We start from the raw sequence: 20,692 nt of genomic DNA, 5'->3' as shown, positions 1-20,692 counted from the left end.
GCCGAGCGCCGCGCGCGCCTGGCCGACTTCGCCGCCGCGGCCGCCTGCGCCGAGATCCTGCGCCGCACGATCGACGGCAGGCGCCTGGGCCGCGTCGCCCGCCGCATCGGCGAGCCGGCCCTGGACGCCGTCCTGGCCTCGCCGCCCGGCCTGGTCGCGGCGTTTGCGCAGGCGGAAGGGGCGCTGGCCGACGACGAGGCCTTCTGCGCCCTCGGCGCCGGGGTGCTGCTGGCCGAGGCCGGGCGCCGTCCGGCGGCCGCCATGCGCCTGGCCGAACTCTTCGCGGTCGTCCCGCTGGCGATCGATCCCGACCGGGGCCTGGGCGCGGCGCATGCCGGGCGCGGGCTCTTCATGGCCTTCGAGGCCGGCGCGCTGGAGGCCGCCGCATGACCTATCTGCTCCTGTCTTCCGGACCTTCGGGCGCGCTCTTGACCGACCAGCCGGTGATCCGTCGCGAGGACGTCGGCGCCGTGCGCGACGCGGCCGAGCTGACCGCCGCCCTCGACGCCCTGCGCCAGGCCACCCGCGAGGCCGCCCTGCGCGACGGCTTCGCCCAGGGCCATGCCGAGGGAACCGCCGCCGCCGCCCGCGAGACCGCCCAGGCGCTGGCCGGCGTTCACGCCGCCCTGCAGGTCGAGCGCGACCGCCTGCGGGCCAGCGCCGGCGCCCTGGCGCTCGACGTCGTCCGCCGCATCGCCGCGGGCCTGGCCCCCGACGAGGTGCTGGCCGCCCTGGCCGAGCAGGCCGCCCGCGACTTGCTGCCCGAAGAGCCGATCCGCGTCCGCGTCGCCCCCGAGGCCGCCGGCGCGGTCACCCGCCGCCTGTGGTCGATCGACGCCCGCATCGAGGTGGTCGCCGACGCCGACGTGTCGGCCGGCGACTGCGTCCTCGACACCCCCTCGGGCCGCACGCACGCCGGGCTCGAGACCCAGCTTCGGGCCCTGGAGGCGGTGTTCGCCGCTCCGGCCGGCGAGGCCGCCGCATGAGCTTCGACGCCCCGTTCACCGAAACGCCGGCCGAGGACCGTCTGCGCGACGTCCTGCGCGGCGCCCGCACCGTCGAGCGCCGGGGCCGCGTCGCCCAGGCCTTCGGCACCACGGTCCGCGCCACGGGCCTCGACGTCCGCATCGGCCAGGAATGCGAGATCGTCGATCGCTCGGGCGGTCATGTCGTCAAGGCCCAGGTGGTCGGCCTCGACGGCGGGGCGGCGATCCTCACCCCGCTGTCGCGCCTGGAAGGCGTGGCCATCGACGCCGAGGTGGTGGCCGGTCCGCGCCGCAGCGAGATCGGCGTGGGGCAGGGGCTGCTTGGCCGCGTGCTCGACGCCCATGGCGAACCGCTGGACGGCCTGGGGCCGATCACCGGCCCGCTGAGGTCGTTCCCGGTCTATGGCGAGGCTCCCAATCCGCTGGCCCGTCCGCCGATCGACACGCCCTTCGCCACGGGGGTGCGCTGCGTCGACGCCCTGCTGACCACCGGCGAGGGCCAGCGCGTGGGCCTCTTCGCCATGGCCGGCGGCGGCAAGTCGACCTTGCTCGGCATGTTCGCCCGCCACGCCCGCAGCGACGTCAACGTCATCGCCCTGATCGGGGAACGGGGCCGCGAAGTGCGCGAGTTCCTCGACGACTGCCTGGGGCCCGAAGGCCTGGCCCGCTCGGTGGTCATCGTCTCCACCTCCGACCGCCCGGCCATGGAGCGGGTGCGCGCCGCCCACGTCGCCACCGCCATCGCCGAAGGGTTCCGGGCCGAGGGCCGCCGGGTCATGCTGCAGATGGACAGCGTCACGCGCTTCGCCCGCGCCCTGCGCGAGATCGGCCTGTCGGTGGGCGAGCCGGCCGTGCGCCGGGGCTTTCCGCCGTCGGTCTTCGCCGAGCTGCCGCGCCTGTTCGAGCGGGCCGGGGCGATCGAGGGCGGGGCGATCACCGCCTTCTACACGGTGCTGATCGAGGACGAGGAGGGTGGCGACCCGGTCGGCGAGGAGGTCCGCTCGATCCTCGACGGCCACATCTATCTCTCCCGCAAGCTGGGCCAGGCCGGCCACTATCCGGCCATCGACGTCGCCGCCAGCCTCAGCCGGGTCTATCCGCGCGTGGCCGGGGCGCAGCAGCAGGCCGCCGCCGCCCGGGTGCGCGGCTGGATGGCCAAGTACGCCGAGGTCGAGTTCCTGCTGCAGATCGGCGAGTACAAGCCCGGCGGCGATCCCCTGGCCGACGAGGCCATCGCCCGCCGTTCGCGCATCACCGATCTGCTGCGCCAGGGCGCGCATGACGCCGTCGCCTTCGATCAGTCCCTGGCCGCGCTGGCGGAGACCGCCGCATGAGCCCCCGCGCCCAGGTCCAGGCCCTGACGCCGGTGGTCAGGCTGCGCGAGCGCCGGGTCGAGAAGGCCATGCGCGAGGCCGCCGAAGCCCGCCGCAAGGTCGTCCAGGCCGTCGAGGCGCTGGCCGCCCGCGACCGCCTGATCGCCGCGCACGACGTGGCCAAGGCGCGGCTCGACGACTGGTTCGCCGGCGGCCTGTCGGGCGCGGCCCATCTGGTCGAGGCCGCCCTGGCCCGGCGCGAAGCCGTCGCGCTCGCCCGCGACGCCGACCAGCGCCTGCGCGACCAGGAGGCCGTGGCCCTGGACCTGGCGCGCGAGGATCTGGCCGCCGCCGTCCAGGCCCTGGCCCGCGCCCAGGGCCGCTTCGACGCCATGAACGGCCGCCTCGACCACGCCCGCGCCCTGGTCGCCGCCGACCGCGAGGCCCGCGAGCAGCTCGAGATCGAGGACGCCGGCGCCTTCAGGAGTTTCCGATGACCACCATCCGCGACAACGCCGCCGCCGAGCGTCCGAACACCTCCAGCCCCCGGGCGGCGAGCGAGCCGCCCACGCCCTGGCGCGGCTCGGAGTTCCAGGCCCTGCTGCAGCAGGCCGCCGAGCGCCGCGAGCCGCAGGCCCGCCAGACGGGCCGCGCCGAACGCGACAAGGAGACCGAGCGCGACGACGACGACGGCAAGGTCGACCTTTCGGCCCTGCTGGGCCCGGCCCGCGACTTCCAGGAGGTCGCCGGCGGCCAGGAGGCCAGCGGCGTCGACGCCCTCTCGACCCTGGCCAGGTCCGGCGGCGGCGCGGTCGAGACCCCCGTGTCGGCGCCCGGCGCGGCCGCGGCCGACATCGAGGCCTTCACCGCCGCCATGGACAAGGCCTGGCTGGCCTCCGGCGGCGATCGCAAGACGCTCGCCCTGGGCCTAACCGACAAGGCCTCGCTGCTGACCGGCCTTGGCCTGTCGCGCGCTCCGGACGGTTCGCTGTCCCTGACTCTGGCGGCCCGTCCCGACGCGACGCCCGAACTGACCAAGGCCCTGGAGACCCTGCGCAAGCGCCTCGAAGTGCGCGGCCTGGCGCTCGCCGACCTCTTCGTCGAGGCCGACGACGGCCTGGATCCCGAGGCGCTGATCCGGAGGGTGCGTTGAGCTTGCGCACCTCTCCCCATCATTCCCGTCATTCCCGCCCTTGTGGCGGGAACCCCTGGTTCCGCTTGCATGGGCGTTGCAAGCGGCGTGCTCAGCACGCCGCCCCATCCACACGTGCGGCTGATAGAGGGTTTCCCGCCACAAGGGCGGGAATGACGGGGTTTAAGGGGAGCGGCTCCGACCTTGGGCGTTCGCGCTCACCGCAGCGGCAGCCCGAACCGTCCCACGCTCCGATCGGCTTCCGCCGCGCGGGCCACCGCGCGGGCGACCTCGGACGGCGGATCGCCGGCGGCCCAGCGCTCGGCCAGCACCTCGATCAGCCGGCGGCTCTGGGCGTTGTGCAGGCCCTCGGTCGGGTCGGCCGCGTCGGCGCGCAGCTTGTCGACATAGAGCGCGGCGGCCTTGGGCGAGGCGCCGACGAGGTCCAGCAGATAGGTCGCCGCCGTCTCGAAGGCCTCGGCGTCCAGCGGCGCGTCGGCGATGTCGCGCACCAGCCAGACGCACAGGAACTCCAGCGGCCCGACCTTGCGGCTGTTGCTCAGCAGCGGTCCGCCGCCCAGTCCGGAGAACCCGCCCGCACCCCAGGCCGGCACGCGGGCTGCGGGCAGGCGGGCGGTCAGCAGGGCCTGGGCCAGCGTATCGGCGACCAGCGCCTTGGCCTCCGGCTCGCCGAAATGGGCCACGGCCGCCAGCAGCTTGGCGAAGCCCGGATAGAGCGCGTCGCCCAGATCGGTGCAGACGCGTTCCAGCACGTCGACGCGGCGGTCCAGGCTGGCCTGGCCCTGCAGGCCCTCGACCAGCGCCTGGGCGGCGCCGAACCAGTCGGGCTCGGACTTGAGGATGCGGTCGGCGTTCACGCCGCCACGCTAGCCTTAGATGAAGCCGTTGTCGCGGGTGTCGGTCAGGCGATCGGCCACGGCGCGGGCGGTGTCGTCCAGGTCGCGCGCGGCGCCCGAAAGACCGATGCGGCCGTCATGGCGCGAGAAGCCGGAGAAGTCGCCGAAGGCCTGGGCGCGCGAGGGCTCGCCGGCCGGGCTGATCCCGGAAAGACCGTGGCTCCAGACGCCGGAGACGGACGGGGCGTCGATACGGCTGGCGGACATGGCGAGCTCCTTCAGTCTCTCGATACGAAAGACAACGCGCGCCCGCCAGTCGGGTTTTCCCTAGCCGGCCCGTTTCCCCTAGCCGGCCAGTGTGTCGCATGACGGGCCTGGCCGCGCTCCTTTCCCAATCTCCCGAAGCCGAGGCGCTGGACGTCCTGGGCCTGGCGGTCGCCGCCTTCGAGGACGCCGCCGCGCCGCGCCTGGCTTGGCGCTCGCCCGCCTTCGCGCGGCTGACGCCCGAGCTTCGCCCCGGCCAGGTTCCGGCCGGCGGGCTGCTGGCGGCGGTCGAGGCCGCGAGGCGCGGGGAGGGCGGCCTTCTGCCGCTGGACCTCGACGGCCAGGCTTTCGAGGCCCGCGCCGCGCACGGCGACGGCCGCGTCTGCCTGATCCTCTCCAGCGCCGCCGAGCGCCAGGAGGCGGAAGGCCGTCGCCTGGCCGACCGCGAGCGCCTGCTGCTGACCTCGCGGGTCATGTCGGTGGGCGAGATGGCGACGATGATCGCCCACGAGCTCAACCAGCCGATCGGCTCGATCGCCAACATCGCGCGGGGGCTCAAGGCCCGGCTGGCGCGCGGGGCGCTGTCGAAGGAGGAGGGCGTCGAGGCCCTCGACCGCGCGGCCGAGCAGGCCCTCTACGCCTCGGGCGTCATCCAGCGGATGCGCTCCTTCGTCGAGCAGCGTCAGCCCCAGGTCGAGCCGCTGGACCTGCCCCGGCTGGTGCGCGCCACGCTCGACCTGCTCGACTGGGAGATCGCCCGCGACAAGGTGCTCGCCCGCGCCCGGTTCGCCGATCTGCCGCCGGTGCTGGGCGATGCGGTGATGATCCAGCAGGTGCTGGTGAACCTGGCCCGCAACGGCCTGGACGCCATGCGCGGCCGGCCCGGTCCCCGCCGCCTGACCATCGCCGCCGCGCCCATGGAAGGTAGCGACCGCATGGTCGAACTGACCGTCGCCGACAGCGGTCCGGGCGTCGAGGCGGGGGCGGAAGGGCGGATGTTCTCGCCGTTCTTCTCGACCAAGCCCGGCGGCATGGGGGTGGGCCTGGGGATCTGCCGATCCATCGTCGAACTGCATCGCGGGCGTCTCTGGCACGCCCCGGATCCCGAGGGGGGGACCGTATTCCACATCGCGCTGCCCGCGGCGCGCCAGGAGGAGCCATGACCACCCCCTCGACATCGACGCCAGAGCCCGGCCCCCTGGGCGCGGTCTGCCTGGTCGACGACCACGGCGAGTTCCGCCAGTCCGCCGCCTGGTGGCTGGAAAGCCTGGGCTACGCCGTCTCCACCTTCGACGGCGCGCGCGCCTTCCTCGACGCCGGCGATCCGCCGCCCGACGCCTGCCTGCTGCTCGACGTGCGCATGCCCGACATGTCGGGCCTGGAGCTGCTGGATGCGCTGAAGGCCCGCGGTTGCGAGCGGCCGGTGATCTTCATGACCGGCCACGGCGACGTGCCGCTTGCGGTCGAGGCCATGCAGAAGGGCGCGATCACCTTCCTGGAAAAGCCCTTCCAGGAGGCTGCGCTCGAGGCGGCCCTGGAACGGGCCTTCGCCCAGGTCCGTCCCGTCCGGACGCCGGGCCAGGAGGCCTATGTCCGCCGCCTTTCCGGTCTCACCGAGCGCGAGCGCGAGGTCATGGCCCTGGTAGTCGCCGGCAAGGTCAACAAGGTCATCGCCTACGAGCTGGGCATCAGTCCCAAGACCGTCGAGCTGCACCGCTCGCGGATCATGACCAAGATGGAGGCGACCAGCCTGACCCGGCTGGTGCGCATGGCTGTTACCGCAACCGTGGACGACGACGCATGAGCGCCTTCCTCGACCTCCGGGCCGGGGAGGGCGCATCGCCCGCCGCCGACCTTTCCGATCTCGTCGCTCGCAACCACGCCCTGGCGGTGCTGGCCGCCCTGCGCGCGCCGGGCCTCGTCACCCGCGTCGCCCTCGACGCCGAGGCCGGGGCCGGTCCGTGGATCCTGTTCGGCGAGGATGCGCCGAGCCTGCGCCTGGCGATCCGCCAGCTGGCCGGCGCCGCCTTCGCCCCGGCCGACGACGCCGAGCTGCTGATCGCGCTGGACCGGGTCGAGCCGGTCCTGGCCGCCATCGAGGCCGCCACCACCGAGAGCCTGTCGCCCCTGGGCGTCGAGGCCGATGCGCCCGAGGGCCTGCTGGCCCTGGCGATCGCCGTCGAGACCCAGGACGGCGCGCCCTTCGCCGGGCTCGTCCTGGCCGTCGAGGCCGAGGCCGCCCGCGCCTGGCCGCAGCCGATCTTCGATCCCTGGGCGCCTGGCGCGCACCTCTCCGCGCCCGCCGCCGGGCCGCTGGTGCTCGACGGACCCGACCTGCCGGCGACGACCGCCGCGGCCCTGCGCCCCGGCGACATCGTGCTGACCCCGCTGTCGGCCGCGCGCCCGGGCCTGGCCAGCCTCACCCTGTTCGACCGCCGCCTCGTCGGCCGGTTCGAGCTTTCCCATCGCCGCTTCACGCTCAACGCCATCGAGGAGAGCGCCATGACCCCGCCGCTCGACATCGCCGTCGCCCCGACCGAGGACACGGCGCCCGACGCCGCGCCCGTCGCTCCCGCCGACCTGCCCGTGCCGCTGAAGGTGCTGCTGGGCGAGGCCAGCCTGCCGCTGTCGGAGCTGGCGGGCCTGCGCCCCGGCTCGACCGTCGTGCTGGCCGGCCCGCGCGAGGACGCCCCCGCCGTGCTGCTGGCCGGCGATCGTCCCATCGCCCGCGGCCGCCTCGTCCCCGTCGGCGAGGCCTGGGGCGTGCTGATCGAAACCATAGGCGGCGAGGGCTGAGTTCAGATGGACCTGACGCAATTCTCGCCGGGCTCGGCCCTCATCACCGTCATCCTGCTGGCGCTGGCGCCGTTCGTGGCGGTGATGGTCACCTCGTTCACCAAGATCGTCGTCACGCTCAGCCTGCTGCGCAACGCCCTGGGCCTGCAGCAGGTGCCGCCCAACATCGTGCTCAACGGCCTGGCCCTGATCCTGACCCTCTACGTCATGTATCCGGTCGGCCAGCAGATGGCCGCCGCCAACCAGGGCGTCAAACCCGTGGCCGCCGTCAGCAGCGACACCCAGGCCCTGTTCACCTACGCCGACAAGGCCAAGGAGCCGCTGCGCGAGTTCCTGATCAAGCATTCGACGCCCCGCGAGCGCGCCTTCTTCCTGAAGACCGCCCAGCKCATCAACGGCCCGGAAAAGGCCCGCGCCCTGACCCAGCGCGACTTCATCGTCGTCGTCCCGGCCTTCACCGTGTCGGAGCTGGCCGCGGCCTTCCAGATCGGCTTCCTGATCTTCCTGCCGTTCCTGATCATCGACCTGGTGGTCTCCAACATCCTCTTGGCCATGGGCATGATGATGCTGTCGCCGACGACGGTGTCGCTGCCGTTCAAGCTCTTGCTGTTCGTGCTGATCGACGGCTGGGTGAAGCTCTCGCACGGCCTCGTGCTGTCCTACACGTGAGGAGAGGCCGCGCATGCTGAACGCCCAGGCCATCGAGCTCGTCAACCAGGCCCTCTGGCTGGTGCTGATCCTGTCGGCCCCGCCGATCGTCGCCGCCTCGCTGGTCGGCCTCGTCGTGGCGGTGGTCCAGTCGGCCACCCAGCTGCAGGAGCAGACCCTGCAGTACGCGGCCAAGTTCTTCGCCATCGTGCTGACGATCTTCGTCACCGCCAGCTTGCTGGGCGGCACGCTCTATCGCTTCGGCGACCGGGTGTTCACCGAGTTCCCGGCCATGGTCCGCCGATGACGAGGGGCGCATGACCGGAGCCCCCGACTGGCTCGGGGCGATCTTCGACAACACCCTGATCCTGGCCGTCGGCGCGACCCGGGTGGCGGCGGCCTTCATGCTGCTGCCGCTACTGTCGCCCGAGACGGTGCCGGCCCTGGTGCGCAACTCGATCTTCCTGGCCTTCGGGATCATCGTCATCACGCTGCAGCCGCAGCTGGCCCAGATGGAGCTGCCGACGGTCCAGTGGATCATGATCTTCGCCAAGGAGGCCTTGGTGGGCCTGGTCATTGGCTTCTTCTTCGGAACCATGCTGTGGGCCCTGGAGGCGGCCGGCCAGATCATCGACGCCAAGGTCGGCGCCACCATCGCCCAGGTCGTCGACCCCTTGAGCGGCCACCAGACCTCGCTGACCGGCGAGTTCCTCAGCCGCCTGGCCAACTTCGTCTTCATGTTCAGCGGCGGCCTCTTGCTGATGGTCGGGGTGATCCTCGACAGCTATGCGGTGTGGCCGATCGGCAGCCTGACGCCGATCCTGTCCTTACGCAGCCTTTCCCTGTTCGAGGGCGAGTTCTCGCGGCTGATGGTCATGGCCGTGATGCTGGCCACCCCGGCCCTGATCGTCCTCTACCTCGTCGACGGCGGCCTTGGCCTGATCAACCGCTACGCCCCGCAGCTGAACGTCTTTTCGCTGGGCCTGGCCATCAAGTCGTGGATCGCCACGGCGGTGGTCCTGGCCATGCTGACCGGCCTCGTCCAGCTGCTGCTCAACGAGATCGGCGCCCGGCCGACGGTGATCCTGCAGGTGCTGCGCGGGCTGGACGGGAAGGGTTAGGCGAACGGGAACCTCCCCCTCTGGGGGAGGCGGCCGAAGGTCGGTGGGGGGACGTTTTCAGCTTCCGAGGCGCTGGCCGTTTTCCTAGCTATTCCCCCCATCGATCGCTGCGCGATCGCCTCCCCCAGAGGGGGAGGTTCCTTTCGGGGAGCGACCTAGGGTTTTCCCTGATGGGATACGCCCCAGCTATCTGGACCGCCCCGCTTGGCGCCACCTTTCGTCGCAGGCCGCATTCGGCGGCTTTCGACGGAGCAGGGGTAGGAGCGATGACCACCATCAACGGCGCCTTGAACACGGCGCTCAACGCGGCGATCCTCACCGGTGTCGGCGCGGGCCTCGGCCAGTCGCTGAAGACCTTCAGCGCCATGCAGTTCACCCTGGGCGCGATGGTCGCCGGGCTGTTCCAGCCCGCCCCCGCCCAGCAGCCGTTCACCGCCAGCATGCCCGGCGAGGGCAAGGCCGAGATCGACATCGGCGACGGCTACACCCTGTCGATCAACGAGGCGAGCTCGGAGATCATCGTCCGCGACGCCGACGGCAACGCCACCCGCGTCTGGGGCGACCCGCACGTCAGCTACAACGGCGAGCACATCGGCGACTTCTGGGGCACGACGACCTTCCAGCTCGAGAACGGCACGAAGATCACGATCAACACCGAGACCTCGACCTGGAACAACATGACCTACGCCGAGCAGGTGGTGGTCACGAAGGGCGACCAGGCCATCGTCATCGACGGGGTCAGCGAGCAGACCAAGGGCGACTTCTCGGTCACGCTCGGCGGCAACGGCTACGCGCTCGACGCGGCCCATGACGACGGCTTCGTGATCCACGAGAACGACGCGGCCTCGTCGGGCTGGACCAGCAGAATCACCGGCGGCGCCGTCGGCCAGGTCGATTTCGACCTGACCAAGCCGGGCATGGAGCCGGTGCGCGAGGCGCTGGAGGCCTTCAACTCCAGCCTCGGCCTGATGCTGACCGGCTGGCTGCTGGGCGTGGGCGTCGCCGCCCTGGCCGAGGGTTCGACGGAAGGCTCGACGACCAACGCCAAGGCGGCCCAGCGCTTCCCGGTGCTGGAAGCCTGATCCGCCGCTCGCCTTCCGGTTCTTTCCGCCGCCTGCGATTTGCCAAATGGCGCAAATCATCGTGGGTAGGCGGCTAGAGCGCGCCAGGGTTAGGTGTACGCGGCTAACCCGCCCGGGCGCGCTCCAGTGTTTGAACCTTGAGCCTGCCAAGTTTGGATGGAAGCCATCCAAACTTGGCAGGCTCGGGGGATCTGGGGGCGGACGATGCGCGCGCGAAAGTGGTTTCTGACCAGCGGACTGATGATGGCGGCCGGGCTGTTGACGCTCTCGCCCGCCCAGGCCGCCCCGTCCGACGCCGAGGCGCGCGCATCGGCCGCCTTCGACGCCGCCGCCGGCGACAAGGCCAGGCTGCGCCTTTTCCTGCAGGCCATGCCCAAGGGCGGCGACCTGCACAATCACCTGTGGGGCGCGCCCTATGCCGAGGACTTCGTCGCCTGGGCGGGCGAGGGCGGCCTCTGCGTCTCCACCGCGACGCCGCCGGCCCTGACCGCAGGTCCTTGCGACGGCAAGGCGACCGTGCCCGCCGCCGGCCTCGCCCGTCGCGATCCGGCCCTATACAACCGGGTGATCGACAGCCTGTCGGTGCGCAACTACGACCGCGGCGCTGACCAGGCTGCGGCCTCGGGCCACGACCAGTTCTTCTCGACCTTCGAGCGCTTCGCCGCCGCGGCCGTGCCCAATATCGGGCCGATGGTCGCCGTCACCCGCGAATACGCCGCCCAGGACCGGGTGTCCTATGTCGAGAGCTCGGCTAATCCCAACGCCATGCGCGCCTTCGCCGAGCGCGAGGCCGGCCGCTGGGACGGCGACTTCGCCAGGACCTACGCCGCCTTCGCCTCCGGCCTGCCGGCCATGGTCGAGGCCTCGCGCAAGGAGATGGACGCGGCCCTGGCCGAGGGCGACCGGCGCCTGAACTGCGCCCAGAACGCCGGGACCGCCGGCCCGTGCGCCGTCGAGGTGCGCTTCCAGCCCTTCGTCGAACGCGCCCAGCCGGCCGGCTTCGTCTTCGCCCAGATGGCCGCCGCCTTCGCCCTGGTCGACGCCGACCCGCGCTTCGTCGGGGTCAATATCKTCAACCCCGAGGACCACCCGGTCTCGCTCGGCGACTACGCCCTGCACATGCGGATGATGAAGTACCTGTCGGGCCGCTATCCCAAGGTTCCGATGGCCCTGCACGCCGGCGAACTGACCCTTGGCCTCGTGCCGCCCCGCGACCTGACCTTCCACATCAACCAGGCCGTGGCGGTGGCCGGCGCCAGGCGTATCGGCCACGGCGTCGACATCGCCTACGAGCACGACGCGCCGGGCCTGCTCAAGCGCATGGCCCGCGACAAGGTCGCCGTCGAGATCAACCTGACCAGCAACGACGTCATCCTGGGCGTGAAGGGCGCCGAACACCCGCTGGCGCTCTATCGCCGGGCCGGCGTTCCGGTGGTGCTGTCCACCGACGACGAGGGCGTCTCGCGCATCGACCTGACCAACGAATATGTCCGCGCCGCCACCGAGCACGGCCTGCGCTATGCCGATCTCAAGGCCATGGCCCGTGACAGCCTGGAATACGCCTTCCTGCCGGGCAGAAGCCTGACCGGCGCGGCCGAGTGCGCCAAGCCCGGCCCGGCCTGCGACGTGTTCCTGAACAAGAACCTCAAGGCGGCGATGCAATGGCGGTTGGAGCGCGAGCTGGAGGCGTTCGAAGCCACGTTCTGATCCCTCTCCCGGAGGGGAGAGGGAGGGGCCCAGGCGATAGCCTGGGAGGGTGAGGGGTTACGCCGCCAGCCGGTGTGCCGGCACGCCGTCTTCAATCTCTAACCCCTCATCCGACCTGCTTCGCAGGCCACCTTCTCCCTATGGGAGAAGGGCTACCGTTGGCACGCCCCCGCCGGCCGCAGCACCAGCGCGTCCAGCACCACCCCCGGGTCCACCGAGGTCACCCGCACGGCGTGCTCGCCGCCGCACAGCGTCACGCCCGAGCTCACCCGCAGGCGGCCGTCGGTCACGCCCTGCGCCCAGTCCTTGTCGCCGACCTTGCGCGGCGCCAGCACCGTCACCGGCGCGCCGCCGTCGGCCCCGACCGCCAGCCGCAGCGCCGTCTGGCCGTTCAGCGGGAAGGTCGGCAGCAGGTCGAGGTCCAGCGCCCAGGCGCCGGCCGGCAGCTTCACCGCATAGTCCAGCGACGCGGCGCCGGCGGAGGCCTCGCGCACGTCGCCGGCCGCCATCGCCGCGCCGCCGCGCCCCAGACCGTCGATCCGCCGCCAGCCCCGGCCGCGGGCCGTCTCGGCCTCGACCACGATCAGGCCTTCGCCTTCAGGCGGCGAGGGCGCCAGACGTGGCGCGGTCGCATCCGCCGCCGGAGCCGCGAAGGGCCGCTGGCGGAACGAGGTCCACGAGCCGTCGGCCGGCTCCACCGACATGATCCCGCGCCACTTCCCGCCGGCGATCTCCTCGTTGAAGCGACGGGTGAGGGCGGCGATCTCCGCGTCCGCTGCTCGGGCCCTGGCGGCGCGGCGATGCGCCTCCTCCGGCCGCTCGGCGATCAGGCGGTCGAACGCCTCGGCGTCGAAGAACCGGTGGTTGGCCGCCGCCGCCGCGCGCACGGGATACTCCACCAGTTCGAACCAGGCGTCGCGCCGGTCGGCGGGTATCCTGGCGCTCTCCTGGTCCAGTTTGGCGATCAGGGCGTCGAACCGCGCCAGGCGGACGTCGGCCTGCGCCACCGACAGCGGGCTGGAACGCGGGGTCGAGCCCTTGCCCCAGAACCATTGCAGATGCTCGGGCTTGCGCTCGAAGTTCAGCAGGTGGTGCTGGTCCAGGATGTCCGAGACCCACAGCGCGCGCTCGGGGGAGATGTTCTCCCTGGCGAACGCCATCGTGTAGCGGCTGGCTCCCTGGCTGCGGATCTTCTCCACATCCCAGGCCATGTCGAGGAACAGCTGCGTACCCAGCTCCGCCGGCTTGATGTCGCCCACATTGACGATCCACAGCTTGCTGGCGCCCAGGTCGTAGGCCCGGCCCATCTCCTCGATCACCAGGGCGGGCGGCACGGTCGACAGCCACAGGTGCGACAGCGGCGCGCCCAGGTACGACAGGTGATAGTAGACGCCCGAGCCGCCCGGCCGCTTGCGCTCCTGCGCGTTCGGCAGCTGGCGGATGTAGCCGAAATTGTCGTCCGGCCAGACCAGGGTGACGTCGTCGGGAACCTTCAGCCCCGAGCGGTAGATGTCGAGCACCTCCTTGTAGGCGGTGAACACCTGCGGGACGGTCTCGACCTTGGGGGCGACATGCTGGCCGATCAGCCCGCGCTGGTCGGTGATGATCTTCTCCAGCAGGGCGCGCTGGCCGTCGATGTCGCCGCCGCCGACCATGCCGGAGTCGTGGATGCCCCGCATGCCCAGGGTGTAGATGTTCTCGTACCCGCCATTGGTCTTGGCCCGCTCGCGCCAGTAGTCGAGCACGCCCGCCGGATTGGCCGCGTAGTTGAAGGCCTCGGCGCCCGCCTTCCACTCGCCGACATTGTTGCGCAGCATCGGTTCGGCGTGGGACGAGCCCATGACGATCCCCCAGCGGTCGGCCAGGGCGGCGTTGGCCGGGTCGGCGTTGAAGGGCCTGGTCACCTCGTGCATGGCCGGCCACAGGGTGTTGGCCTTCAGCCGCAGCAGCAGCTGGAAGACCTTTTCGTAGGTCTTGGGTCCGATGTCGCCATAGGCCGGGTCGAAGGTCTTGGCCGCCCAGGGCTGCAGGCCCCAGTCCTCGTCGTTGATGAAGATCCCGCGGTACTTCACCGACGGCGGGCCGAAGCGGCGCGCATCAGCGGCGACGTACAGCGCCTTCTTGCGATGCGGCTTGACGTCGGCCCACCAGGTCCAGGGCGAGACGCCGGCCGCGCGGCTCAGTTCATAGACGCCGAAGGCCGTGCCCCGCCGGTCGCTGCCGGCGACGATCAGGGCCTTGTCGATGCCCGGCGCGGGCTTGTCGACCACGGCGATGACGAAGCTTTCCCAGGCGCCGCGCAGGTCGCCGACGTCCAGCTTGCCGTCGCGCGCCAGGTCGTCGATCAGCGGGTTCTTGCCCAGCGTCCCGACGATGATCGCGGTCTTGCCGACGGGCTTGCCGGTGGAGAGGGAAGGGGGCGTGCCGACGACCGCGCCCAGGTCGTCCCGCAGGTCGCCTACGGCCAGGCCGACGACGGGGAAGTCGCCTTGGGCATAGAGGATCTCGGCGCCGGCGATGGGGAACGCGCCCGGCGTGCGCTTGTCGCTGACCCAGGCGTCCTGCGCCCAAGCGGTCGTAGCGAAGACGGCGGCGACGAAGCCGGCCAGCAGCGACGTCAGCCGCATGGGGTTTCCTCCAGATCGCGAAGCTGTCAGGCAGCTTGGTCGAATTGGTCAGACCATAGAGCGATCTGGAGGATTATCCATTCATTTTATGAGCATTTGTCCCATAATATGAAATCGCTACTCGAGATATCGGGCCCGCAAGCTGGCCAGGTCCTTGGCGTCGACGCCCAGCACCTTGTCCAGATAGGCCTCGACCGAGCCGTACTTGGCCGTCACCGCGTCCAGCGCCGCCTCCACATAGGCCGGCTCGGTGCGCATCAGCACGCGGGTGATCTCCGGCGGCAGCTTGGCGAACATGGCCGCGTTGGGATCATCCGACTTGGCGCCGGCGGCCATGGCGCGGCGGGCGCTCTCGGTGTCGAGCAGGGTCTCGCTCATGGCGTAGTCGGCGGTGACCTGCGCGCGCGGCACGCCCAGCGCGGTCAGGATCAGGGCCGAGGCCACGCCCGTGCGGTCCTTGCCCGCCGAGCAGTGCACCAGCATCGGCGCATCGCCCGCCAGCAGCTTCTCGAACATGGCCTTGTACTCGCCGGCATAGGCGTCGGGCATCAGCTTGTAGAAGCCGATGAAGTTGGCGCGCACGGCCTGCGGCGTCGGCGGGCCGTTTCCGAACAGCGCCCGCATGTCCATGTCCAGGCCCGCCTTGGGCGAGTTCAGGAACACCGGCACGGCCTTGCCGCCGCGCCAGACGGTGGGCTGGGTCTTGCGCTCCTGGTCGGTGCGCAGGTCGCAGACCAGGCGCACGTCCAGGTCGCCGACGGTCTTGTAGTCGGCGTCGGTCAGGGTCGACAGGCCGTTGGAGCGGAACACCTGGCCCCAGCGCACGTGCTTGCCGTTCGCGGCCGAATAGCCGCCCAGGTCGCGGAAGTTGGCCGCGCCTTGCAGCGGCACCACGCGGGTGGCCGTGCGCAGGCCGGCCTTCTCGCCGTCGGCGACGACGTAGAAATAGGGGCGGTTCGCGCCGGCCTGGGCGGTGGTCACCGCCGCGGCGCCGTCCTTGTCGTTGTCGGCCAGCTTGCGCATGGCCTTCAGCGGGGCGTCGGGCGAGGCGGCGACATAGAGGTCGACCGGCGCGCCGGGGCGGCTGGTCTTCCAGGCCACTTGGTAGGTCCCGTCCTTCAGGACGACCGAGGCTTGGGTCACGGTCGTCGAAGCCGTGCGGGCCTGGACGGCCGGGGCGGCGAGGACGGCCGCCGCGCAGGCGGCCGTCAGCAGGTTGCGGATCGGCATTTTTCTATGTCCTGGCTTTAGAAGTTGAACCGCACGCCGCCCATGAACCGGCGGCCCACGCCCTCGGCTTCGATGGGGCGGTTGGCGTGGCCCTGGTAGCGCATGCCGGTTTCGTCGGTGAGGTTGCTGGCGTCGAAGTAGACGGTGACGCCGTCGCGCACCTGGTAGCGCAGCGACAGGTCCAGCTGCTCGGTCGCCGCCCAGTAGGTCTGGTCGGTGGCGTCGACGCTGGGCTCGTCCAGCCAGTCGTTGCGCCATTGGTACGAAAGGCGGGCCGACAGGCCGTACTTCTCGTAGAAGATCGAGGCGTTGACGAGGGTGTCCGACAGGCCCGGGAAGGAGCTCTTGACGCCTTCGGGCGTCTTGAACTCGCCGTCCAGGAAGGTGACGTTGCCCTGGAAGCCGAAGCCGCTCAGCGGGCCCGGCAGGAACCGCCACTGCTGCATGTAGGCCAGCTCGATACCGGCCATCTTGCCGTCCGAGCCGTTCAGCGTCGTCGAGTAGGTATAGCCCGTGCGGTCCAGCGTCCCGACGTCGTAGCGGTCGTCGCGGATGGTGGCGACGCTGTCGTAGAGCACGTCGTCGATCCGGCGATAGAAGGCCGAGGCCGACAGCAGGCCGGCCCCCGGCAGATACCATTCCAGCGCCGTGTCGAAGCCGAAGGCGCGCTCGGGCTTCAGGTCGGGATTGCCGCCGCTGACCGTCTCGCTGGCGTCGTTGACCGACACGCTGGTGCGGATTTCGCCGAACGAGGGCCGGGCCACGCCGCTGATCAGGGCGAAGCGCGCCTGGATGTCGTCGGTGACCTCGTAGTTGACGTGGATGCTGGGGAACAGGTCGGTGTAGCTCTGCTTGGCCGTCAGCGGGGTCAGGCTCGACCCGCTGGCCACCACGCCCCGGCTCTCCAGGTCGACGCTCTCGACGCGCAGGCCGGCCAGCACCTCCCACTTGCCCAGGGTCCACCTGTTCTGGGCGTAGGCCGACAGGATGTTCTCGTCGACGGCGAAGCGGTCCTGCGGCTGCACGGCTGCGGCGGCGTTGTAGAGCCCGGCGCTGGTGGCCTTGGCCAGAAGGGTGTCCAGGTCCTGGCGCAGGCCGATGTTGTCGACCAGGGCCACGCCCCAGCCGCGGGCGAAGTCGCTGGTCCACTGGGCGCCCGTGATCCGCGGGGTCACGCTCCAGGTCCCGCCGGTCTGGGCCGCCAGGCTCTGCAGGATCGGCGTCGCGCCCGGCACGCCCGAGAAGGTGTTCCCGGTCGCCTTGCGCATGTCGTACTTCACGCCGGCCTTGAAGGTGGATTCAGCGCCGAAGGAGGTCCAGTCGCGGGCGATGTCGACCTGGCCCGTCCAGGCGTCGGTGTCGGTGCTGTAGACGATCGGGATCAGCACGTCGGCCTGCGAGCCGGTCTGCGGCAGGGCGCTCAGCGCCGAACCCCGCGTGTAGGTCGTGCCCGAACCGCTGGTCGTATAGAGATCAAGGTCCGGGATCCCCGAGGTCGCGCCGCTGTAGACCAGCGACAGGCGGCCGAAGTTCTGCTGGATCAGCGGCAGGTAAGCGCCCGCGTCGGTGTGGGTGTAGTTCAGCCGCCACTTGATCGAGGTGTCGGCCCACTCGTGGTCGCCGCCCAGGGTGTTGGCGAAGGTGTCGCTGTAGTAGCGGCCGTATTCCCAGCTGCCGGTATAGGCCGCGCCGTCGACGAAGCCGCTGTCGGGGCCGCGATTGGCCGCCGTCTGGGTGCGGGCGCGCGACAGCTGGAAGTCGTACTGGTTGCGCTGCTCGCGATCGATGAATTCCGAGTACAGGCTGTTGAAGAAGATCCGGCCGCCGCCGTCGGGGCGGTATTCCAGGCCCAGCTGGGCGGCGTTGTTCTCGCGCTCCAGGCGGTAGGAGCGGAAGGAGAAGTCGTCGACGGTGTTCAAATCACCGTCGCGGTTCCAGGTGATCTCGCGGTTGTCGGTGGTCTGGTTGCGGCGGTAGTGCGCCAGCGCCGCCACGACGCCGAACCTGTCGTTCGACCACGAGCCGCGGATCGAGCCCTGGCGCTGGGGCCCGTCGCCCAACTGCATCTCGCCGTAGCCGATGTCGCCCGAAACGTGCAGGCCGYGGCGGTCGAAGGGCGAGGCGGTGACGATGTTGATGCGGCCCGCCAGGGCCTCGGCCGGCTGCTCGGGGGTGAGGGTCTTGTTGACTTCCATCGACTGGATGACGACGGCCGGCACAGAGTCGAAGCGGAACACCCGCTCCTCGGCGCCCAGCACGTTCATCCCGTCGATCGACACCACGGTCCAGCGCTCGGGCGCGCCGCGCAGCTGCACGTAGCGCTCCTGGCCCTGGTCGCGCTCGATGGCCGCGCCGGGAATGCGCGACAGGGCGGCGGCGGCCGACTGGTCGGGGAAGCGGCCGATGGCGTCGGCGGCGACCACGCTCATGATGTTGTCGGCGGCGCGCTGCTGGGCGATCGCGGCGGCCTGCGAGCCCAGGATCGGGCCGGCGGTCACCACCAGCGCCTCCATCTCCTGGGCGTCGGCGTAGCTGACGGTGATCGGCGCCGCGCCGGCCGTGGCCTCGACCTCGCGGTCGGGCAGGCCCGGATAGCGCACCAGCAGGGTCTGCGGGCCGGCCGGCAGGGCCAGGCTGAAGCGGCCCTCGCGGTCGGTGGTGGTGCGCAGGTTCAGCTTCGGCGCCGACACCTCGGCGGCGACCAGATAGGCCCCGTCCGTGCCGACCACCCGGCCGGTGGCGGCCGCCGCAGCCGAGATGGCGGCGGGTTGGGCCGCGTCGGCGGCATGGGCGGCGATCGGCAGGGCGAGCGCGGCGGTGGTGAGCAGCAGGGCCTTGGCGGCGCTCCGGCTGGCGCGGATCATGATGGCTTCCCCTCGATGAAGACGAGGGGCGGATAGCAATTCGAACGATTGTACCGTGTGAAACTGTCGTGAAATTTAGGCGACGGATTGATGTATGCGTGGGTAAATAACTGAAAAATAGCGATATAGTTCCTGGCCGAGGCGCGCGCTCTCGCTGTGGTGAGGGCTTAACTTGAACGCTTGTCCAGACTTGCGTTCGAACGCCTGTCCAGCCACACACGGGGCATGGCTTTCGCAGACTTGGATTCCGCCCTCCAACTGGTCGAGGCGGGCTGGCGCATCGCCCTGGAGGAGGGGTTGGGAGCCGTCAGCGCGCGCACCGCCGCCGCTCGGGCCGGGGCGGCCGCGTCGGCCGTGAACTATCATTTCGGGGATCGCGCCGGCTTCCTGCGCCGGATCCAGGCCCAGGCGCTGGACGAGGCCGGGCGCGAGCGCGAGGCGCTGCGCCCGGGCCTCTCGCGCGGTCCACGCTGGAGCAGCCTGGCCGATCGCATGACCCTGCTGGTCGCCGAACGCCTGGAGGCGGGGCGGCTGGGCTTCGTGCTGCTGGGCGAGTTCGAGATCGAGGCCGAGGTCGGCGGCGACCTGGAGCTCCAGGCGGCGGCCGGGCGGGGCGGGGAGGCCGAGTTCGCCTTCTGGCGCGAGACGGCCCTTCTGCTGGGCGCCGGCGACGCCTACGCCGACGGCTGGGCGGGTCTGGCCGTCGGCCTCTGCACCCTGCTGCACGTCGAGCCCGACGCGGGCGAGCGGCAGCTGTGGCTGGCTCCGGCCTTCCGCCGCCTGGGCGCGCGCCTGGGCAGGACGGCGATCGATCCGGTCCCGGCCGGCCTGGCGCCCGACGAGGCGCTGCCCGAACGCGAGCACGCCAACGAGACGGCCCGCCGCATCGTCGAGGCGGCCATCGCCGGCATCGCCGACCGCGGCGTCTCCCGCCTGACCCAGCGCGACGTGGCCGCCCGGGCCGGGGTGTCGCTGGCCGCCACCACCTACTTCTTCCGCACCAAGGCCGACCTCGTCGAGGCGGCCATGGTCGAGCTGCATCGCCAGGTGCGGGCCGAGGTCTTGGCCAGCGCCGACGACACGGGCGTGGCCACCGTCATGGCGCCCACCGGCGGCTTCTCGGCGCGGGTGCGGGCGCTGGGCGCGCTGCAACTGGCCGCCGCCCGCGAACCGGCCCTGCAGCCGCTGGCCGCCGCCGTCCGCGCCACCCGCGGCGCCACCTCCATGCGCATGCTGCGCCGCCAGGGCGTCAACGACGCCGACGGCCTGGACGCCATGGTCTGGTCCACCGTGATGAGCGGCCTGATCGGCAAACTCCGCTTCGCCGCCCCCGCCGAGCGCGAAGCCGTGTTCGGCGCGATGCGCGACGCCCTGCAGGCCAGGCTGTTCGGCCAGCTCTAGCGATCCTCCCCCTCTGGGGAGGCAGCCCAGAGGGCCGGAGAGGGGGGCGTTTTCAGCTTCCCGGACGCATGGGATCGCCCCCCAAACCCTCTCCCGGAGGGGAGAGGGAGGGGCCCAGGCGAAGCCTGGGAGGGTGAGGGGTTACGGTGTCAGCSGGCGTGCCGGCACGCCGTCGACCGTCCCTAACCCCTCATCCGACCTGCTTCGCAGGCTGCCTTCTCCCTCCAGGGAGAAGGAACAGGAGCCGGACGGGGAYAGAGCAGCGTGGATCCCCGGCGTTCGCCGAAAAGAACCCAACCAATCCAACGCTCTACAACTTTCTCAKCCWATTCAATCAGACGCGCTSAAACCGGCTGCATAATCAAAGCCGTCCCCGCCATGGGGAGGGCTCTTGGTACCGGCCCAAGCGTGGCGAGGACCGCATCGAGCGGGGCCGCAAGAMGGTCTCGGGAAGGCGGGACAGGGTCTGTTCGTGGATAGATCCGGGGCCCTGCGAACCCTTCCTGGACAAGCTTGCGGGTCGACAGGGCCGGGATCGTCAAACCGGCCTAACAGGATCAGCCGAGGCCGCCGCCGGATCACCGCGGGGCTATTGGTCCTGCCCGTCCGTGGGACAGCCGGGTCCAGGGTTGAAACAGCACCCGCGCCTCCGGCCCTCCGGAAT

19 protein-coding genes are annotated in these 20,692 nt (G+C 71.5%); 14 read left to right on the top strand and 5 right to left on the bottom strand.

The genetic code is table 11. The annotated features are described in order from the left end of the window. The 5 genes from AC1DCG_RS22275 to AC1DCG_RS22255 form a co-directional block, all read left to right on the top strand. Positions 1–390, top strand: a 390-nt coding sequence (locus tag AC1DCG_RS22275) for a hypothetical protein (RefSeq protein ID WP_477041679.1), incomplete at its 5' end; no start/stop codon positions are given. Then, complete coding sequence (locus tag AC1DCG_RS22270) at positions 387–986, top strand: FliH/SctL family protein (RefSeq protein ID WP_477029726.1); 600 nt, start codon at positions 387–389, stop codon at positions 984–986. The genes AC1DCG_RS22275 and AC1DCG_RS22270, both read left to right, overlap by 4 nt. Continuing rightward, positions 983–2,320 (top strand): FliI/YscN family ATPase, encoded by a 1,338-nt coding sequence (locus AC1DCG_RS22265; RefSeq protein ID WP_477029725.1) that lies wholly within the window; start codon positions 983–985, stop codon positions 2,318–2,320. Before AC1DCG_RS22270 ends, AC1DCG_RS22265 begins: the two co-directional genes overlap by 4 nt. Then, complete coding sequence (locus AC1DCG_RS22260; protein WP_477029724.1) at positions 2,317–2,796, top strand: hypothetical protein; 480 nt, start codon at positions 2,317–2,319, stop codon at positions 2,794–2,796. Before AC1DCG_RS22265 ends, AC1DCG_RS22260 begins: the two co-directional genes overlap by 4 nt. Then, on the top strand, positions 2,793–3,452 hold the full coding sequence (locus AC1DCG_RS22255) for a hypothetical protein (protein WP_477029723.1): 660 nt from the start codon (positions 2,793–2,795) through the stop codon (positions 3,450–3,452). Before AC1DCG_RS22260 ends, AC1DCG_RS22255 begins: the two co-directional genes overlap by 4 nt. A 197-nt stretch (positions 3,453–3,649) precedes the next feature. On the opposite strand, the gene AC1DCG_RS22250 is transcribed toward AC1DCG_RS22255, so the two are convergent. Both AC1DCG_RS22250 and AC1DCG_RS22245 read right to left on the bottom strand, forming a co-directional pair. Then, a complete protein-coding gene (locus AC1DCG_RS22250; protein WP_477029722.1) occupies positions 3,650–4,309 on the bottom strand; it encodes a hypothetical protein in 660 nt (219 codons plus the stop codon). A gap of 15 nt (positions 4,310–4,324) precedes the next feature. After that, positions 4,325–4,555: a hypothetical protein gene (locus tag AC1DCG_RS22245; RefSeq protein ID WP_058348267.1), complete on the bottom strand. Its 231-nt coding sequence runs from the start codon at positions 4,553–4,555 to the stop codon at positions 4,325–4,327. A gap of 98 nt (positions 4,556–4,653) precedes the next feature. Here AC1DCG_RS22245 and AC1DCG_RS22240 point away from each other — a divergent pair, with 98 nt between their 5' ends. From AC1DCG_RS22240 to AC1DCG_RS22205, 8 genes are all read left to right on the top strand, one after another. After that, complete coding sequence (locus AC1DCG_RS22240; protein WP_477029721.1) at positions 4,654–5,715, top strand: sensor histidine kinase; 1,062 nt, start codon at positions 4,654–4,656, stop codon at positions 5,713–5,715. Further along, positions 5,712–6,356, top strand: a complete 645-nt coding sequence (locus tag AC1DCG_RS22235; protein WP_165260123.1) for a response regulator transcription factor — start codon at positions 5,712–5,714, stop codon at positions 6,354–6,356. Before AC1DCG_RS22240 ends, AC1DCG_RS22235 begins: the two co-directional genes overlap by 4 nt. Further along, the gene (locus tag AC1DCG_RS22230) at positions 6,353–7,348 is read left to right on the top strand and encodes a FliM/FliN family flagellar motor switch protein (protein ID WP_477029720.1); all 996 of its coding nucleotides are present in this window, start codon (positions 6,353–6,355) and stop codon (positions 7,346–7,348) included. The genes AC1DCG_RS22235 and AC1DCG_RS22230 overlap by 4 nt, the downstream gene beginning before the upstream one ends. Before the next feature lie 6 nt (positions 7,349–7,354). Further along, positions 7,355–8,017 (top strand): type III secretion system export apparatus subunit SctR, encoded by a 663-nt coding sequence (sctR, locus tag AC1DCG_RS22225; RefSeq protein ID WP_477041678.1) that lies wholly within the window; start codon positions 7,355–7,357, stop codon positions 8,015–8,017. A gap of 13 nt (positions 8,018–8,030) precedes the next feature. Then, a complete protein-coding gene (sctS, locus tag AC1DCG_RS22220; RefSeq protein ID WP_165260127.1) occupies positions 8,031–8,303 on the top strand; it encodes a type III secretion system export apparatus subunit SctS in 273 nt (90 codons plus the stop codon). A 10-nt stretch (positions 8,304–8,313) separates the two neighbouring features. After that, a complete protein-coding gene (gene sctT / locus AC1DCG_RS22215; protein ID WP_477029719.1) occupies positions 8,314–9,117 on the top strand; it encodes a type III secretion system export apparatus subunit SctT in 804 nt (267 codons plus the stop codon). Positions 9,118–9,383: 266 nt separating this feature from the next. Then, positions 9,384–10,199 (top strand): DUF1521 domain-containing protein, encoded by an 816-nt coding sequence (locus AC1DCG_RS22210; protein WP_477029718.1) that lies wholly within the window; start codon positions 9,384–9,386, stop codon positions 10,197–10,199. A gap of 204 nt (positions 10,200–10,403) precedes the next feature. Further along, complete coding sequence (locus tag AC1DCG_RS22205; RefSeq protein WP_477041677.1) at positions 10,404–11,906, top strand: adenosine deaminase family protein; 1,503 nt, start codon at positions 10,404–10,406, stop codon at positions 11,904–11,906. A gap of 152 nt (positions 11,907–12,058) precedes the next feature. Here AC1DCG_RS22205 and AC1DCG_RS22200 read toward each other — a convergent pair whose 3' ends face one another. The 3 genes from AC1DCG_RS22200 to AC1DCG_RS22190 all read right to left on the bottom strand — a co-directional run bounded on the left by AC1DCG_RS22200 (position 12,059) and on the right by AC1DCG_RS22190 (position 18,627). Continuing rightward, complete coding sequence (locus AC1DCG_RS22200) at positions 12,059–14,533, bottom strand: glycosyl hydrolase 115 family protein (protein WP_477029716.1); 2,475 nt, start codon at positions 14,531–14,533, stop codon at positions 12,059–12,061. Positions 14,534–14,650: 117 nt separating this feature from the next. Beyond that, positions 14,651–15,763 carry a tyrosine-protein phosphatase gene (locus AC1DCG_RS22195; protein ID WP_477029715.1) on the bottom strand — a complete coding sequence of 371 codons (1,113 nt, stop codon included), beginning with the start codon at positions 15,761–15,763 and terminating at the stop codon, positions 14,651–14,653. Positions 15,764–15,780: 17 nt separating this feature from the next. Then, the gene (locus AC1DCG_RS22190) at positions 15,781–18,627 is read right to left on the bottom strand and encodes a TonB-dependent receptor (RefSeq protein WP_477041676.1); all 2,847 of its coding nucleotides are present in this window, start codon (positions 18,625–18,627) and stop codon (positions 15,781–15,783) included. A gap of 240 nt (positions 18,628–18,867) precedes the next feature. On the opposite strand from AC1DCG_RS22190, the gene AC1DCG_RS22185 reads away from it, so the two are divergent. Then, positions 18,868–20,028, top strand: coding sequence for a TetR/AcrR family transcriptional regulator (locus AC1DCG_RS22185; protein ID WP_477029713.1), 1,161 nt, complete (start codon positions 18,868–18,870; stop codon positions 20,026–20,028). The last annotated feature ends 664 nt before the right edge of the window (positions 20,029–20,692 follow it).

The sequence above is a fragment of the Caulobacter sp. 10L414 genome (assembly GCF_056395525.1).
Note: the sequence above shows the minus strand (reverse complement) of the source record. Positions and strands in the feature narration are given on the sequence as shown.

Coding starts and splice junctions, on each gene's coding strand:
- sctT (WP_477029719.1), top strand. CDS start 8,314: ATGACCGGAGCCCCCGACTGGCTCGGGGCGATCTTCGACAACACCCTG.
- AC1DCG_RS22235 (WP_165260123.1), top strand. CDS start 5,712: ATGACCACCCCCTCGACATCGACGCCAGAGCCCGGCCCCCTGGGCGCG.
- AC1DCG_RS22255 (WP_477029723.1), top strand. CDS start 2,793: ATGACCACCATCCGCGACAACGCCGCCGCCGAGCGTCCGAACACCTCC.
- AC1DCG_RS22260 (WP_477029724.1), top strand. CDS start 2,317: ATGAGCCCCCGCGCCCAGGTCCAGGCCCTGACGCCGGTGGTCAGGCTG.
- AC1DCG_RS22230 (WP_477029720.1), top strand. CDS start 6,353: ATGAGCGCCTTCCTCGACCTCCGGGCCGGGGAGGGCGCATCGCCCGCC.
- AC1DCG_RS22195 (WP_477029715.1), bottom strand. CDS start 15,763: ATGCCGATCCGCAACCTGCTGACGGCCGCCTGCGCGGCGGCCGTCCTC.
- AC1DCG_RS22270 (WP_477029726.1), top strand. CDS start 387: ATGACCTATCTGCTCCTGTCTTCCGGACCTTCGGGCGCGCTCTTGACC.
- AC1DCG_RS22210 (WP_477029718.1), top strand. CDS start 9,384: ATGACCACCATCAACGGCGCCTTGAACACGGCGCTCAACGCGGCGATC.
- sctS (WP_165260127.1), top strand. CDS start 8,031: ATGCTGAACGCCCAGGCCATCGAGCTCGTCAACCAGGCCCTCTGGCTG.
- AC1DCG_RS22265 (WP_477029725.1), top strand. CDS start 983: ATGAGCTTCGACGCCCCGTTCACCGAAACGCCGGCCGAGGACCGTCTG.
- AC1DCG_RS22245 (WP_058348267.1), bottom strand. CDS start 4,555: ATGTCCGCCAGCCGTATCGACGCCCCGTCCGTCTCCGGCGTCTGGAGC.
- AC1DCG_RS22240 (WP_477029721.1), top strand. CDS start 4,654: ATGACGGGCCTGGCCGCGCTCCTTTCCCAATCTCCCGAAGCCGAGGCG.
- AC1DCG_RS22200 (WP_477029716.1), bottom strand. CDS start 14,533: ATGCGGCTGACGTCGCTGCTGGCCGGCTTCGTCGCCGCCGTCTTCGCT.